Genomic DNA, 15,904 nt, shown 5'->3' on the forward strand with positions numbered 1-15,904 from the left:
CTATGTCATTGATATATCATAATCCTTATTTATCAAAATTTTATTAAGCTAAAATACCTAACCAGCTACCAAGGATACCAATAATAACCGTAAGGATAACTAGCTTATAAGTTGTCCATTTTTTATTTTTAATAAGGTAAAACATAAGGAAAGTGTAGAGTGCTGGAAGTAGAGCTGGTGCAATTTTATCAAGCATACCTTGGACAGTAACAATTTTTTGCGCTGTACTAGTTACTTTTTCTGGAGCAAAAGTGTAAGGGATTGTAAGCTTAACTTGTGTTGCAGCTAAACTTGAGATGACCGTTACACCAACGATATTAGCTGCCCGTGAGATAACTGACATTTGTTCACTCAATTTATCAATAAAACTGGTCCCAAGACGATAACCATACATGCCAGTAACTAATTTAATTCCCGTTAAAATAGTATTCATAGCCACAAAGAACAGAATCGGTCCCATCACCAAACCATCTGTCGCTAAAGAGGCTGCAATCGTTGAGAACAAGGGTGCTAAGCAAAATTGTGATAAAGAATCACCGATACCTGCAAGAGGACCCATAAGCGCCATCTTAATACCGCGAATTTCTTCTTCTGGCCGCTCATTATCAAGCATTGCTAAATGTAAACTAGTTACAAAAGGTAAGAAATGAAGGTTTGTATTGTAAAACTCCACATTTTCTTCTAGAGCTCCCGCTAAAGCTTTTTTGTCATCTCCATAATATTTTTTGAGAGCTGGATATATGACATTAGCATAACCAAGACCTTGATAGTTACTGTAATTAAAGCCATTTTGTAAATAAAAGGCACGTAAAGCTGTTTTAGTGTAATCACTTTTTGCTAATTTTTTAGATCCAGTCATCTTGGTTGTCTCCTTCTGTCTTAGTTTCTTTAGTAGGTGCAGCTGGTTTTCTGAAAATATCGAGCAAAGCAAATATTGTTGCAATTATAGCTACCCCGATAGTTGGAACCCCAAGCACACTGTTAGTAGCCACTGATGTTAAAACTCCGTCTCCATTTGCTGTTGGAGTTAGAACTGGCAAACCAAAATAAACAGCTAGAACATATCCAAGTAGGATATAAGGAATGAGTTCTTTTTTAGCCATTACAGAGAGAATCATCGCAAAACCAATTGCAGGAAGCATTTTCCCAGCTAAGGTTAGACCATTAAGCAAAACAGGGGGAATGAGAGCAAATAAATCTGTCAAAGTTTGCGTTGAAAGAGCACCCAGTACTCCTAAACCAAATCCCAATCCAGCGAATGCCCAAATTGTACCATTTGCTGCAATTTTAAATCCTCGGAAATTACCTGCTTGCAAAGCTTTTTTAGCTGTTTCAGGCGCACCTGCAAAAGCAGTATAAGTTGCTGTTTGAAGAAATTGAATACCAACTGCAATTGGGGTTGATAATGCAAGAGCAGCTTCCGGTGTGATTTTTCCTTTAGTTCCAGCTGTTGTAATAGCCATCAAAGTTCCAAAAATCCCAGGACCGATTGGGTTTGGAGGAACTGTCCCTCCCGCTCCCACACCAAATCCCATGTAAGCCAGTTCAGATATTGCTCCAACTGCCAAAGCTGTTTGAATATCTCCTAAAATAACACCAACGCCTAGAGAGAGAACGATACAACGATTTGTATAGAGGCCAAGCAACATGCCACTAAAACAGAAAGCCGTCCACAGTCCAATTAAGACAGCCTGAAGAATACTAATATCCATATTTTTCTCCTTTATATGATAGTGAGTTTGTCCAACTAAATATAATCTAAAATATTAACTTCCACAGCACCATCGTTACCTGTTGGAGTTGTTTTAGTATTAAATGCAATGTGATATTCTTGGTTTAATTTTCTAATTATCTCTTTATCCTTCATCCCTAAGAAGATAGAGCGACTTACCTGCTCTTTACCTTCTCCATTATGAATATTTCCAATATTAATCTCTTTAATTGGGACGCCTCCTGCTACAAGTCTATAGACATCTTTCAAATCTTTAACAATTATAAAAATCGTCTGTGCTGGGTTGGCCTTGTGAATAATATCAATAACTTTTTGAATATCAAAAAATCGCAATGCAATTGATTCTGGCACCACCGTCTTCATTAACGTTTGTTGAAGATGATCTTTGGAGACATCATCATTTGCCACAATAACAGTATTACAACTTAAAAATTTCACCCAAAGTTGTCCTTGTCCATGAATAAGACGCTCATCAACACGTGTCATTACAATATTTGGTCCTGCTGCCATTTCTGACCTCCTTGTTTTCTATTATTTATTGTTTATTTTGTTAGTAAAATACTCTTACCAATAAAGTTCCCAGTCTTTATAGAATCTTATTAAGGCTTCTAAGTAATAATAATCTCCCCAAATATTACCTTCATCTACTCCTTTACCTGAATGCCACGAATACACACCGTGCAATAGAAGAGGACGTCCTGCTATAAATTCACTATTACTATACTGTTCAATCAGACTACGAAGCATTGTATGCATAGCATATTTGTATGTCTCTTTATCAGGATCTACTTCTGGTAAATGTTTAAGCATCTCATGAATCCCACACACAGCTGTTGCTGTTGCGGATGTATCTCTAGGCTGACCCGAGCCATCCGTAAAAATAAGGTCCCAATAGGATACCTTGTCTTCAGGTAAACGATTTAGAAAATAGTTTGTCATACCTTTAAAAAGGATAATCTGCTGATAATCTTTCATTTTCCGGTAACTAAGCGGAATACCGTAGATGCCCCATGCTTGCCCTCTTGCCCAAGATGACTCATCACTATAACCCTGTCGTGTGACACCTTTTAACGGTTCTCCAGTTTCTGGGTCGAAATAAAAAGTATGAAAAGCAGAAGAATCATCACGCACCACATTGTTAGCTGAAGCGTAGAAGTGATTCACCGCAACTTGTCTATACTTTTCATCACCTGTCTGTTCATAAGCAAAAAATAAGAGTTGGATATTAAGTAAGCAATCGATAATTAAGCGATAGTGTTCCTTATACCCGAGTTCTCCCCAAGCCTGAATAAATCCACCTTTTTCTTGATAGCGCTCCATCAATTTATCTGCAGCTTTTATAGTGGCTTCTAAAGCTTTAGCATCACCATTGATACGATATTCTGCTGTACAAGATGGTGTGTAAAGAAATCCTAAGTCGTGGTGATCTAATGCTATACGATTATTAATACGATTTAGAAATGACAATACATTTTTGTGGGCTATGTTTTTTAACTTTTTATCCTGATTATACTCATAAGCTAACCACAAGCACCCTGTCCAAAAACCATTTGTCCATTCTGTGTTATCCATAACTTTATAAGTATTATTGAATGTTGCAGGCGTTGGATACTCTTCACCAAAGTAATCAATATTAATATAAAGTTGCTTCAAGGCTTTTTCAATGGCTTCCTCAACTTCAATCTTAGTTAATAATCTACTGTCTAAAAAACGCTTTGGATTTTCAATTGACTCAACCTTGACCGGTTTTATTTTCATCATTATTAAATGCCTCCCTCAAAAGTTGCTTCTGCAGTTTGTGTAGCAAGGCAAGTAGAAAAATCAACAATTCCTTCATGAGATGATGTTATAACTTTATCAACAAGGTCATCTACATGTTCAAACATCGTTCTAGATAAAACAGCTTCCATTAACATTGAAAGGTTCAAGCCCGATAAAACTTTTATCTTTTTATCTGTATATTCTACTGATAAGGCGGAAGAAACATTGAAAGGAGTCCCACCTAGCAAATCAGTCAATACTAAAATTTCTTTGAAATCGATAACCTCTCTTTGCAAAGCAACTCTAACATCATTAGAAGACATGCCTGCAATAAAGTTAATACCAACAACATATTCCTGATGCCCAGCAATAAGTTCTAAAGAGCTTAAAATACCATCTGGAAAGTTGCCGTGTGCTACAATAATAATTTTTATCATATTTTCTCCTCTTGAGTTTACCGGTTTACTTTTATAATCAGATTATAGCGCTTTCATTTTTAGGTGTCAACATCTTTTTTATATTTTTTGAGCAGTTTACTTGATTTTTTATAATGATGTCTTTTTTATCTTTAAGAATCATAACTTAGATAAAGCTTTGTTATATATGTTGCCAAGTTTTATAGGAGAAGAACTCTATAGTTGACAAAATCGGTTTACTTTGTTACTATTCATGTAAACAGGTTTACTTCCTGAATTTTTTTACGGAGGTCATATTATGACTGAACAATTCTTAAAAGACAACTTTTCACTAGAAGGTAAAGTCGCCTTAATAACAGGCGCTTCTTACGGCATTGGTTTTTCAATAGCAACTGCTTTTGCTAGAGCTGGAGCAACTATTGTCTTCAATGATATTAAGCAGGAACTCGTTGACAAAGGCATCTCCGCCTATAAAAAACTTGGCATTAAGGCCCATGGCTATGTTTGCGATGTTACAGATGAAGATGGAATCAACGAAATGGTGAACAAAATTTCTCAAGATGTTGGGGTAATTGATATTCTAGTTAACAACGCAGGTATTATAAAACGCACCCCTATGCTAGAGATGAGCGCTGCAGATTTTCGACAAGTTATTGATATTGATTTGAATGCTCCCTTTATCGTATCAAAAGCGGTATTACCTGGAATGATCCAAAAAGGACATGGTAAAATCATCAATATTTGCTCCATGATGAGTGAGCTTGGACGCGAAACAGTTGCTGCCTATGCTGCTGCCAAAGGGGGACTTAAAATGTTAACCAAGAACATTGCTTCTGAATACGGTTCTGCTAACATCCAATGTAACGGTATCGGGCCCGGCTATATTGCCACACCACAAACAGCTCCCCTTCGTGAACGTCAAGATGATGGTTCACGTCATCCATTCGACCAATTTATCATCGCTAAAACACCTGCCGCTCGCTGGGGTGAGGCAGAAGATTTAGGTGCACCAGCTATCTTCCTTGCTAGCGATGCATCAAACTTTATCAATGGTCACATACTCTATGTAGATGGCGGTATTTTAGCTTACATCGGTAAACAACCTCAATAATAAAGGAGTAATATAAATGAAAATTGCATTAATCAACGAAAATAGCCAAGCGAGTAAAAATACTCTTATCTACAAAGAATTGAAAGCGGTTTCCAAAAAAAAAGGATTTGATGTTTTCAACTACGGGATGTATGGCAAAGAAGAAGAAAGCCAGCTAACTTATGTACAAAATGGTTTACTGACTGCTATTTTACTTAATAGCGGTGCTGCAGATTTTGTTATTACAGGCTGTGGGACAGGAATTGGAGCGATGCTTGCTTGTAATAGCTTTCCTGGCGTAGTCTGTGGATTCGCTGCTGATTCTGTCGACGCTTACTTATTCTCTCAAGTAAACGGAGGAAATGCTCTTTCCCTTCCTTTTGCTAAAGGATTTGGTTGGGGAGCTGAATTGAATCTGAGGTATTTATTTGAACGTCTTTTCGAAGATGAAAAAGGAGGGGGATACCCTAAAGAGAGGGCTGTACCTGAGCAACGCAATGCACGTATCCTTAGCGAAGTAAAACAGATTACTTACAGAGATTTACTCTCTGTTTTAAAAGAAATTGATCAAGATTTCTTAAAGGAAACTATTTCTGGGGAGCATTTCCAAGAATATTTCTTCGCTAATTGCCAAAATCAAAATATAGCAGACTACTTGAAATCTGTCTTAGACTAAAGCGTCTGTTTTAGAAAGGACTTTTATGTCTAAGATTCTTTTTTTCGGTGAACCTCTCATTCGCATCACTCCCAAAGAAAATGACTATTTTGCAGATAGTATCTCAACTAAACTATTCTATGGTGGCTCTGAAGTTAATATCGCAAGAGCTCTACAAGGCTTTGGGCAAGATACTAAACTCCTCTCAGCCTTACCCAATAATCCCATAGGTAATAGTTTTCTTCAATTTTTAAAAGCACAGGGTATTGATACTCATTCTATTCAGTGGGTTGGAGAACGTGTTGGGTTATATTTCTTAGAAAATTCCTTTGCTTGCAGAAAAGGTGAGGTGGTCTACGACCGCGATTATAGTAGTTTACATGACTTTAGGATAAACCAAATTGATTTCGATCAATTATTTGAAGGAGTTTCTCTCTTTCATTTTAGTGGTATTACACTATCATTGGATGAGTCTATCCAAGAGATAACACTGCTTCTTTTAAAAGAAGCTAAAAAAAGAGAGATAACAATCTCCTTAGATCTCAATTTTCGCAGTAAACTAATTTCTCCTAAAAATGCCAAAATCCTTTTTTCTCAGTTCGCTACCTTTGCGGATATTTGTTTTGGTATTGAACCTCTTATGGTTGACTCACAGGACACTACCTTCTTCAATCGCGATGAAGCTACAATAGAGGACATCAAAGAACGAATGATTTCTCTTATAAATCACTTTGACTTTCAAGTCATTTTCCATACTAAACGTCTACAGGATGAATGGGGACGAAACCACTACCAAGCTTACATAGCAAATCGTAAACAAGAGTTTGTCACTTCAAAAGAAATCACCACAGCTGTAAACCAGAGAATTGGAAGCGGAGATGCTTTTGTGGCGGGAGCGCTATATCAACTACTTCAGCACTCAGACAGCAAGACAGTCATTGATTTCGCTGTCGCTAGTGCATCTTTAAAATGTGCTTTGGAAGGGGACAATATGTTTGAGACCGTTACCGCAGTTAACAAAGTACTAAATCAATCGAAAGACATTATTCGTTAGAAGGGAGAATTATGATAAAATCAAAGATTTTGTTGCAATTAATGCAAGGAAAAATAGTTGCTGTCATTCGTGGAAATAGCCAAGAAGAAGCTTTTCAAGCTGCTCAAGCATGCATAAAAGGTGGTATTTCTGCTATCGAAATCGCCTATACTAATAGCAAAGCTAGCCAAGTCATTGAACAACTAGTCACACAATATACTAACCAAGAACAAGTTGTCGTTGGGGCAGGAACTGTTCTAGACGCAGAAACTGCCCGAATGGCTATTTTAGCAGGAGCAAAGTTTATTGTATCTCCCGCATTTAATCTACAGACTGCTAAATTATGTAATCGTTATGCTATTCCTTATTTACCAGGTTGCATGACCTTATCAGAGATAACAACAGCACTTGAAGCTGGTTGTGAAATAATTAAAATATTCCCAGGAGGTACTCTAGGAACATCTTTCATCTCATCACTAAAAGCACCTTTACCTCAAGTACAAATTATGGTGACTGGTGGGGTAAATCTCACAAATGCCAAAGACTGGTTTCTATCTGGAGTAACAGCCATTGGTATTGGTGGAGAGTTCAATAAACTAGCAGCTTTGGGGGAATTTGATAAAATCACAGAAATGGCTAAACAATACAAAATACAGCTAAATCTGAATTAACACAATAAAAAGACAAGGCACCCCCACACCTCAATCATGAGACAGAAGAAAAGAACTTTTATAAAGCCATTTTTCTGTAGTACCGTTTATCTTAATCAGACTCATTATCTCGATTTTCTTATCAGACCGAGATAATTTTTAGCTAATCTTCCTGTAGACATAACCGTTCTACTTCCGACAACTGATCCATGTCTTCACCAAAGATATACTACTTGCCCGCAGATTGATATAAGTAGTGAAGCTCATCATTCTCATATCATTTCAGCAAATAATAGATTTGATATCATTTTTATATCCAAAAACTTAGCAATGACCTATCAGGCTTACCCGCTTTTCCTATCTCAACACAGGCTAACTTAGCTCCTATCAAATACATTTTTTAAACATAATTAAAAACATTTCTGATTATAGTTTATTAGATTTCAACAGAAGTATTTTTCCTGCGTCTCAGCTTTTGGGTGTACCGTTATTTTGAAGTTTTGATAGTTGAGTGATATCATTAATAGTCATTTTTTAGACATTCTAAACCTCCTTTCTAATTTGACCGATTTTATTTTTTATAACGACTCGTTTTACTGTTATATCTCTTTATAATCACCTATTTAAATAGACGCATTTAAAATCAAAATTAATCCAAGATTTTTATTGAAAAACATTTTTTAATATGTTATTATTTATTTATTAATAAATGAGGAGATTTTAAAAAATTAAGAAAAAAGATTAAAATTAACTTGTGTTTTATCATTTGCTGTAGCTTCAACATTATTCAACCTATCTGATTTAAATATATCATATGCTAATCAAAATAATATTCAAGAAACTAATCTAGTTGAAAAAAACAGTGAAGATAAGTTTATTCAAGAGTTAAATAGGTATAAAACAGAGATACCAAATTTCAAAGGTTTTAATGTTTGGATTTTAGGTGATAAAGGTTATTACAAAAACCTTATCAATTTAGAAGAAATTAAAAATATCCAAGCTACATTAAAAAAAGAAAGAAATGAAGAATATGTCTTTGTCAAATTAAATGGGAAAATCGCACATGATACAACAGTATTCTTGATGAATAAAAAACATAAATTACTTAAAAATATAGAGGAATTTAAGACGATAACCCAAAAAAGGCTAACTGAGAGAGGAAAGTTCCCATATGATACCGTTCATTCTACGTTTGAAATTAAGGATGAAAACTTTATCATGGAAAGATTGAAATCATCAGGGTTATCTATGGGTAAACCAGTTGATTATATGGGCGTAAATGGTATCCCTATTTACACTAAAACATTATCTATAGATAATAAGTTTGCCTTTGAAAATAATTCAAAAGATTCTTCATATTCTTCAAACATTAATATTAGTGAAGATAAAATAAAAGAAAATGACCAAAAAATTCTAGATTTAATAGTTAAATCTGGAGCTAATAATCAAAACTTAACAGATGAAGAAAAAGTAATTGCTTTCACTAAATATATAGGTGAAATAACTAATTATGACAATGAAGCTTACAGAGCTAGAAATGTCGACACAGAATATTACAGAGCTTCAGATTTATTTTCTGTAACAGAAAGAAAACTTGCTATGTGCGTTGGCTATAGTGTAACAGCCGCTAGAGCATTTAATATTATGGGGATACCTAGTTATGTCGTTTCTGGTAAAAGTCCTCAAGGAATATCTCATGCAGCTGTGAGAGCGTATTATAATAGAAGTTGGCATATCATAGATATCACAGCCAGTACATATTGGAAAAATGGTAATTACAAAACAACGTATTCCGATTTTATTAAAGAATACTGTATAGATGGTTATGACGTTTATGATCCCGCAAAAACAAATAATAGATTTAAAGTTAAGTATATGGAATCAAATGAAGCGTTTGAAAATTGGATACATAATAATGGAAGCAAATCTATGTTATTTATTAATGAATCTGCAGCTCTAAAAGATAAAAAACCAAAAGATGATTTTGTACCAGTAACAGAAAAAGAAAAAAACGAGCTGATAGATAAGTATAAAAAATTATTGTCACAGATTCCTGAAAACACACAAAATCCAGGAGAAAAAAACATAAGAGATTATTTGAAAAATGAATATGAAGAAATATTAAAGAAAGATAATTTATTTGAGCATGAACATGCAGAATTTAAAGAAAGTCTAAATTTAAATGAATCATTCTACCTACAATTAAAGAAAGAAGAAAAGAAACCGAGTGATAATCTCAAAAAAGAAGAAAAACCAAGAGAAAATTCAGTAAAAGAGAGAGAGACTCCAGCTGAAAACAATGATTTTGTTTCAGTAACAGAAAAAAACAACTTGATTGATAAATATAAAGAATTATTATCAAAAATCCCAGAGAATACACAAAATCCTGGGGAAAAGAATATACGAAATTATCTAGAGAAAGAATATGAAGAACTACTACAAAAAGATAGATTATTCAAGCATGAGTACACAGAGTTTACAAAAAGTCTAAATTTGAATGAAACATTCTATTCACAATTAAAAGAAGGAGAAATGAAACTAAGTGAAAATCCCGAAAAAGGAGAAACGAACACGAATTAACCTTTCAAATATCTACATCAAATAACAGAAGTCTCCGTATCAAGCGAATTGTAGCTTTTTTGAATATACTAAAAACACTCCTACCTCTATTTTACTAGAAGTAGGAGTGTTTTTTTCATTTTAGTTCATAGATGCAGTGCCATTGCTATCCTTGCCTTTTTTTGTACAGTATTATCCGATGACTTTAAAGCGGTCATCATCATTCATGAATTCTTTTTCTCCTGTTTCAGCTTCGATTGAACCAAAATTTAGTTGTCCACGAAGTTTCCAACTAGCTGGAACACCATAAACAGCTTGTACTGATGCATCAATAACTGGATTGTAATGTTGTAAATTACCACCAAGTCCAAGTTCTGCAGAAAGGGCTGTCCAAGTATTTACTGAGGCAATACCTGTTGATTGCTCAGACCAAACTGGAAAGTTATCCGCATAAAGAACGAATTGTTCTTGAAGAGATTTGACAACATCTTGATCTTCAAAGAAGAGTACTGTTCCCTTTGAAGCTCCAAAACTAGCTAATTTTTCCTTAGTTCCAGCAATAGCTGTCTCTGGAGCACCTTGTACTTTCATTGTTTCTACCAAATCATTAGCAACCAATTCATCCCAGAACTTAGTAACTTCATCATTCAATAAAATGACAACACGGGAAGTTTGACTATTAAAAGCAGATGGGGATTGGCGAACTGCCTCTTTAATAATCTCTACTATTTTCTCATCAGAAACTTCTGTATTGCGACCAAGAGCGTAAATAGAGCGACGGTTTTTTAATTCTTCCAAAAATGACATATTTTTTCTCCTTGTTCTTCAATCTCAGATATCTTACTACATTTGTTCTAGTGACATATGAATTAGATTAAAGTTATTTATTACTATGTAGTAATTATATTACCACTATATCGTAAAGTCAAAGAATGTGACTCACAAGGTTTTAAATTTTTTTAAAAGGTTAATCAAGTCTTCTTGCTCTGTTTCTGTTAAGACTGAAAAAGCATCTTCTACACGTTTAATATGCTCTGGTAGAGCTTTTTTTATCACTTCTTCTCCTTCAGTTGTTAAACTCACCAAAAAGGCTCTCTTATCATTCGGACAAGAATGGCGTAATACCCATCCCTTCTTTTCCATATTTTTAATAACAACAGTCATATTACCTGATGTAGCAAGCATATTTTCAATCAATTCTCCAATTTTCATTGTGCCTTTAGCATAGAGAACATCCAAAACTGCAAACTGAGTTGGTGTTAATTCAAATTCTTTAAATGATTCTGAGACTTTTCCGTCTATTGTTCTAAATGCTTTTCGCATGACAACCATAGATTTAACCGCTGAATTTTTAAAGTTTCCCATTTCATCTCCCAAACGTATTTTTTCTTATTTTATCACTAATTAGTTATTTTAAGCAAGAATATCATCTTTGCCCTATCAAAAGCAGCTGGCAAATAATAAGGTTGAGTAACTACTCAACCTTATTGCTTAGAAGAAATCATCAAAAAGACTCAACTGATTGTCTTCTGGTAAATTTCCCAAAATACCCATCTCATCAAATTTTTCAACTAAGGTACTTGAGACTCCTCCTCGTTTACGAAGCTCTGTTTTTGATAAAAATTCACCATCTTCACGTGCTCGAACTATCTGTTTTGCAACGTTTTCTCCCAAGCCTTCCATAGCAACAAATGGAGGGATTAGCGTATCCTCTTCAATAATAAAGTCAGTCGCATGGCTACGATAAAGATCTAATTTCCCAAATTTAAAGCCACGCTCAAGCATTTCATTAACCAACTCTAATGTCGTAAAAAGATCATTTTCGACATTCGTCGCCTCATTACGCTGACGCTTCTCAGTGATATCCTTCATGCGCGCCTTAACGGCATCAAGTCCAGCACTCATTGTGCGTAATTCAAAAGCTTTGGCGCGAATAGAAAAATAAGCACAATAATAAAATATTGGATAATGTACTTTAAAGTACGCCACACGTAAGGCCATTAAAACATAGGCTGCTGCATGGGCTTTAGGGAACATATACTTGATTTTTCCACACGATTCAATATACCAATCCGGGACATTATTATCACGCATTGCTTGGATATAACCGTTACGCTCATCTTCTGAAATTTTCAACCATAACCCCTTACGCACGCGCTCCATGATTGTAAAGGCCATCTTTGGTTGTAGACCAGCGTGCATTAAATAAACCATGATGTCATCACGACAACCAATAACGGTTGATAAGGTAGCAATACCTTCTTTGATTAAGTCTTGAGCATTACCTAACCAAACATCCGTACCATGTGATAGTCCTGACAGTTGCAACAATTCTGCAAATGTGGTTGGATGGGTTTCGTTCACCATACCACGAACAAAGTTCGTACCAAACTCAGGAATACCAAGCATCCCTGTAGGAGTTCCAATTTGCTCTTCTGTCACTCCTAAAACTTCCGTACCAGAAAATAACTTCATAACGTCTGGATCATCTGGAAGGATATTTGATGGATCAATTCCTGATAAATCCTGAAGTTTACGAATCATAGTAGGATCATCATGTCCTAGAATATCTAACTTCAAGACATTCTCATCAATATCATGGAAATTGAAGTGAGTTGTCTGCCAAGCAGCTGTCATATCATCTGCTGGATATTGAACCGGAGTAAAATCATAAACATCCATATAGTTAGGAATAACAACGATACCACCGGGGTGTTGACCTGTAGAACGTTTGACTCCCGCAGCACCAGTCGCTAACCGTTCGACCTCTGCATCGTTATAAAATTTATTGTAATCTCGTTCGTAACCTTTGACAAAACCAAAGGCAGTTTTTTCAGCTACGGTACCTACCGTTCCTGCACGAAAAGCATATTCTTCTCCAAAGATATCACGAACATCTAAGTGAGCAGAAGGTTGATCATCTCCAGAGAAATTTAGATCAATATCAGGAACCTTATCTCCATCAAATCCTAAGAAAGTTTCAAACGGAATATCCTGTCCATCTTTCTTGTACAAAGTACCACATTTAGGACAATTTTTATTTGGTAAATCGTAACCTGAACCACAAGAACCATCTGTGATAAATTCAGAATGCTGACAATTTGGGCAAACATAATGAGGTGGCATTGGATTAACTTCAGTAATTCCTATCATGGTCGCTACAAAACTCGACCCAACAGACCCACGTGATCCTACTAGATAACCACGTTCATTAGAACGTTGCACCAACATTTGCGAAGCAAGATAGATAACGGCAAATCCATTACCAAGTATAGATGCTAACTCTTTTTCGATACGTAAATCAATAATATCAGGAAGAGGATTACCATATATTTCGAATGCTTTAGCATAAGTTAATTCAGCAACTCGTTCTTCAGCACGATCAACAAACGGGGTATAGAGATCCCCTTTTACAACTTCAACGTCTTCAAATCGATCTGCAAAAGTATTCGTATTGGTTACAACGATCTCATAGGCTAAATCTTTACCAAGAAAGGCAAATTCATCTAACATCTCATTTGTTGTACGGAAATGTGCTTTTGGCAAAGGCGCTGGTTGAGCATCCTCCCCACGACCGATAGTCCTATTAATCATGGCACCTTGTCCAAGACTACGAACAATAATCTCACGGTAAATCTCATCTTCAGGCTCAATATAATGAACATTTCCCGTAGCTAAAACAGGCTTATCTAAACGCCGACCGACCTCTATTAGGTCTCTAATAATTTGTTGAATCCCCGCCTCATCTTTAATTAAATCACGAACCACCAAGGGGCGATAAATAGCAGGTGGCATGACTTCAATAAAATCATAATATTTAGCTAGGGTCACTGCTGCATCAATTCCATTTGATAACAAGGCATCAAAAACTTCTCCATCAGAACAGGCAGTACCTAGCAAGAGACCTTCTCTGTGAGCATCTAAAACTGATCTAGGAATTCTTGCCACCCCTTCAAAATATTTAACATTTGAAAGGCTAACTAACTTAAATATATTTTTAAGTCCAACCTGATTTTGGACATAAATGGTTGCATGCTTTATGCGTGCCTTTTTGTAAGAGTCTTCAGCTACCAATTTAGTATTGAGCTCCATCAAATTAGTCACATCACGATTTTCCCGCGCCTCTTTTAAGAAAATAAAGAGTAAGCGACCCGTTGCTTCAGCATCGTAGTTGGCCATATGATGATGTTCCAAAGCAACTTGGAAACGTTTGGTTAGAGGCCCCAAACCATGACGCTTATATTCAGGATAAAGATTTCTTGCAAATTCTAAGGTATCAATGACCGGCTGTGTGATCAAAGGCAGATTATGACGTTCATAATTCGCATTCATAAAACCAACGTCAAAGGTTGCATTATGCGCAACTAAAACCGTACCTTGACAAAAATTCTGAAATTCCTGAAGGACTTGTAAAATAGGTTTTGAACCTCTGACATGATTATCCGTAATACCTGTCAACTCAGTTGTAAAGTCAGAAAGAGGATGGCCTGGGTCAATAAACTCATCAAATTGCTCAATAATATTACCCTTGAACATTTTTGATGCTGCAATCTGAATTAGGTCATTATTAGCTGCAGAAAGACCTGTAGTTTCCACATCAAATACAACATAAGTTGCTTCGTGCAAATTCATATCAACTTCGTTGTAGGAAATAGGCACTTTATCTTCAACAATATTTGCCTCTAATCCAAAAATTGCTTTTATACCTGCTTTTTTTGCTCTGTGGTAGCCGTGCGGAAAACTTTGAACATTGGCATGGTCAGTAATTGCAATAGCTGGGTGTCCCCACTTAGCTGCAGTATCAATGAGGCTCTCGACAGTTGGTAAAGCATCCATCGTTGACATATTGGTATGAGCATGAAATTCCACACGTTTTTGATCTGCTGGCATTAAGTCTTTACGTTCATGATGCACAATCTCTTTGATATCTTGAACATTCATTGTCAAAGATTTAGTAAAGTTATTGTTCTCAATATTCCCTCTGACCCGCAACCACGAACCTTTAGAAATCATATCGTACTTCTTCAATTCTTCATCATCTTTAGCCCACTTTTGCATAGCAAAACTTGAGGTATAATCAGTCATCTTAAAATTAATGATATGACGTCCAGTGCGGGTTGTTTTTCGTTCAACACTAAAAACCATTCCTTCAAAAACGATACGATTTTCTTCTGTGGTCACCTCAATCATGGGTGTAATCTCTGCTTTTTCAAAGCCAGCTTGACGTTGTTTGATACGCTCTTTGAAATCATAATTTTGAGTTGGTGTCACTTCTTCTGATGGAGGCGCTGAATCTTCTAGTGATTTTTGTGCTTCCAAGGCTTGCATAGCCTCTTGGTTAGCTTTTTCAAGCAATTGCTCGCGGTTAGTTTCAAATGATGATTTTAAGTTTTGCGTCATTTGTTCATCAGAAACCATATCAATAGCAAGTTTACCAAATCCAAACAATGAAAATTGTTGTTCCAAGCGCGGCAAATGATTCTGACGAAAATGATTATTATTGACAAATTGAGGTGCTGAAATAATCATCTGACTGCCATTGTAATGAACTTTTAATTGTGAAAAAGAACTCTTAAAACTTGCACTATTACACAAGGGTTCACAAAAAGCTTGTTGATAATAATCCTGTAGCAGATCATCAGAAAAATCAATAGTTTCTGCTCTTATATCAAAAGTAGCCTTTATATCTGCTTTTTCAAAACTATTCACTAAACGAGTTTGTAATTCACAATACACCTCAATTGGCAATAATTCTGGAAATGAAAAATGAAATTCCCATAAGCGTGATAGAGAATGAACCTTTACCTCGATAATATCAGCAGACGAAAAAACACTTGAATTCTTAATTTCAAGCGGCATTTCAATCTGATCCATAAGTTTCTTGAACAATTCTGACATAGTTTTCTCCTGAATATCTTACTTCCATTTTATCACATATCTGTAAATATTTCGAGATAACAAAAGGAGGCTGTTAAAAAAGGCATTTATTAGCCTTCTTAACAACACTC

General features: G+C 35.6%; 13 protein-coding genes. 5 read left to right on the top strand and 8 right to left on the bottom strand.

The genetic code is table 11. From position 1 onward, the window contains the following. Positions 1-43: 43 nt before the first annotated feature. Genes A6J68_RS10815 through A6J68_RS10835 form a run of 5 tightly spaced genes read right to left on the bottom strand, consistent with a single transcriptional unit; the run spans position 44 to position 3,930 of the window. Complete coding sequence (locus tag A6J68_RS10815; RefSeq protein ID WP_000147943.1) at positions 44-859, bottom strand: PTS system mannose/fructose/sorbose family transporter subunit IID; 816 nt, start codon at positions 857-859, stop codon at positions 44-46. Then, positions 846-1,712: a PTS mannose/fructose/sorbose/N-acetylgalactosamine transporter subunit IIC gene (locus A6J68_RS10820; protein WP_000355267.1), complete on the bottom strand. Its 867-nt coding sequence runs from the start codon at positions 1,710-1,712 to the stop codon at positions 846-848. Before A6J68_RS10820 ends, A6J68_RS10815 begins: the two co-directional genes overlap by 14 nt. Positions 1,713-1,747: 35 nt before the next feature. Next, a complete protein-coding gene (locus A6J68_RS10825; RefSeq protein WP_000718802.1) occupies positions 1,748-2,242 on the bottom strand; it encodes a PTS sugar transporter subunit IIB in 495 nt (164 codons plus the stop codon). A 54-nt stretch (positions 2,243-2,296) separates the two neighbouring features. After that, positions 2,297-3,493: a glycoside hydrolase family 88 protein gene (locus A6J68_RS10830; protein ID WP_000975710.1), complete on the bottom strand. Its 1,197-nt coding sequence runs from the start codon at positions 3,491-3,493 to the stop codon at positions 2,297-2,299. A gap of 2 nt (positions 3,494-3,495) precedes the next feature. Further along, on the bottom strand, positions 3,496-3,930 hold the full coding sequence (locus tag A6J68_RS10835) for a PTS sugar transporter subunit IIA (RefSeq protein WP_000590444.1): 435 nt from the start codon (positions 3,928-3,930) through the stop codon (positions 3,496-3,498). Positions 3,931-4,207: 277 nt separating this feature from the next. Here A6J68_RS10835 and dhuD point away from each other — a divergent pair, with 277 nt between their 5' ends. The 5 genes from dhuD to A6J68_RS10865 all read left to right on the top strand — a co-directional run bounded on the left by dhuD (position 4,208) and on the right by A6J68_RS10865 (position 9,917). After that, on the top strand, positions 4,208-5,020 hold the full coding sequence (gene dhuD, locus A6J68_RS10845) for a monomeric 2-dehydro-3-deoxy-D-gluconate 5-dehydrogenase DhuD (protein WP_000139173.1): 813 nt from the start codon (positions 4,208-4,210) through the stop codon (positions 5,018-5,020). A gap of 16 nt (positions 5,021-5,036) precedes the next feature. Continuing rightward, entirely contained in the window at positions 5,037-5,675 is a 639-nt protein-coding gene (gene dhuI, locus A6J68_RS10850) for a 5-dehydro-4-deoxy-D-glucuronate isomerase DhuI (RefSeq protein WP_000684795.1), read from the top strand. Between the two features lie 25 nt (positions 5,676-5,700). After that, the gene (locus tag A6J68_RS10855) at positions 5,701-6,708 is read left to right on the top strand and encodes a sugar kinase (protein ID WP_000034939.1); all 1,008 of its coding nucleotides are present in this window, start codon (positions 5,701-5,703) and stop codon (positions 6,706-6,708) included. 11 nt (positions 6,709-6,719) lie between these two features. After that, on the top strand, positions 6,720-7,358 hold the full coding sequence (locus A6J68_RS10860; RefSeq protein ID WP_000597406.1) for a bifunctional 4-hydroxy-2-oxoglutarate aldolase/2-dehydro-3-deoxy-phosphogluconate aldolase: 639 nt from the start codon (positions 6,720-6,722) through the stop codon (positions 7,356-7,358). 1,062 nt (positions 7,359-8,420) lie between these two features. Beyond that, on the top strand, positions 8,421-9,917 hold the full coding sequence (locus A6J68_RS10865) for a hypothetical protein (RefSeq protein ID WP_001880293.1): 1,497 nt from the start codon (positions 8,421-8,423) through the stop codon (positions 9,915-9,917). Positions 9,918-10,088: 171 nt separating this feature from the next. On the opposite strand, the gene A6J68_RS10870 is transcribed toward A6J68_RS10865, so the two are convergent. The 3 genes from A6J68_RS10870 to A6J68_RS10880 form a co-directional block, all read right to left on the bottom strand. Then, positions 10,089-10,703, bottom strand: a complete 615-nt coding sequence (locus A6J68_RS10870; protein WP_000008878.1) for a nitroreductase family protein — start codon at positions 10,701-10,703, stop codon at positions 10,089-10,091. A 132-nt stretch (positions 10,704-10,835) separates the two neighbouring features. Next, positions 10,836-11,261: a MarR family winged helix-turn-helix transcriptional regulator gene (locus A6J68_RS10875; RefSeq protein WP_000526288.1), complete on the bottom strand. Its 426-nt coding sequence runs from the start codon at positions 11,259-11,261 to the stop codon at positions 10,836-10,838. A gap of 126 nt (positions 11,262-11,387) precedes the next feature. Next, positions 11,388-15,794, bottom strand: a complete 4,407-nt coding sequence (locus A6J68_RS10880; RefSeq protein ID WP_001292127.1) for a PolC-type DNA polymerase III — start codon at positions 15,792-15,794, stop codon at positions 11,388-11,390. Between the last annotated feature and the right edge of the window lie 110 nt (positions 15,795-15,904).

This window comes from Streptococcus sp. 'group B' (assembly GCF_002073795.1).
Classification (GTDB): domain Bacteria; phylum Bacillota; class Bacilli; order Lactobacillales; family Streptococcaceae; genus Streptococcus; species Streptococcus agalactiae.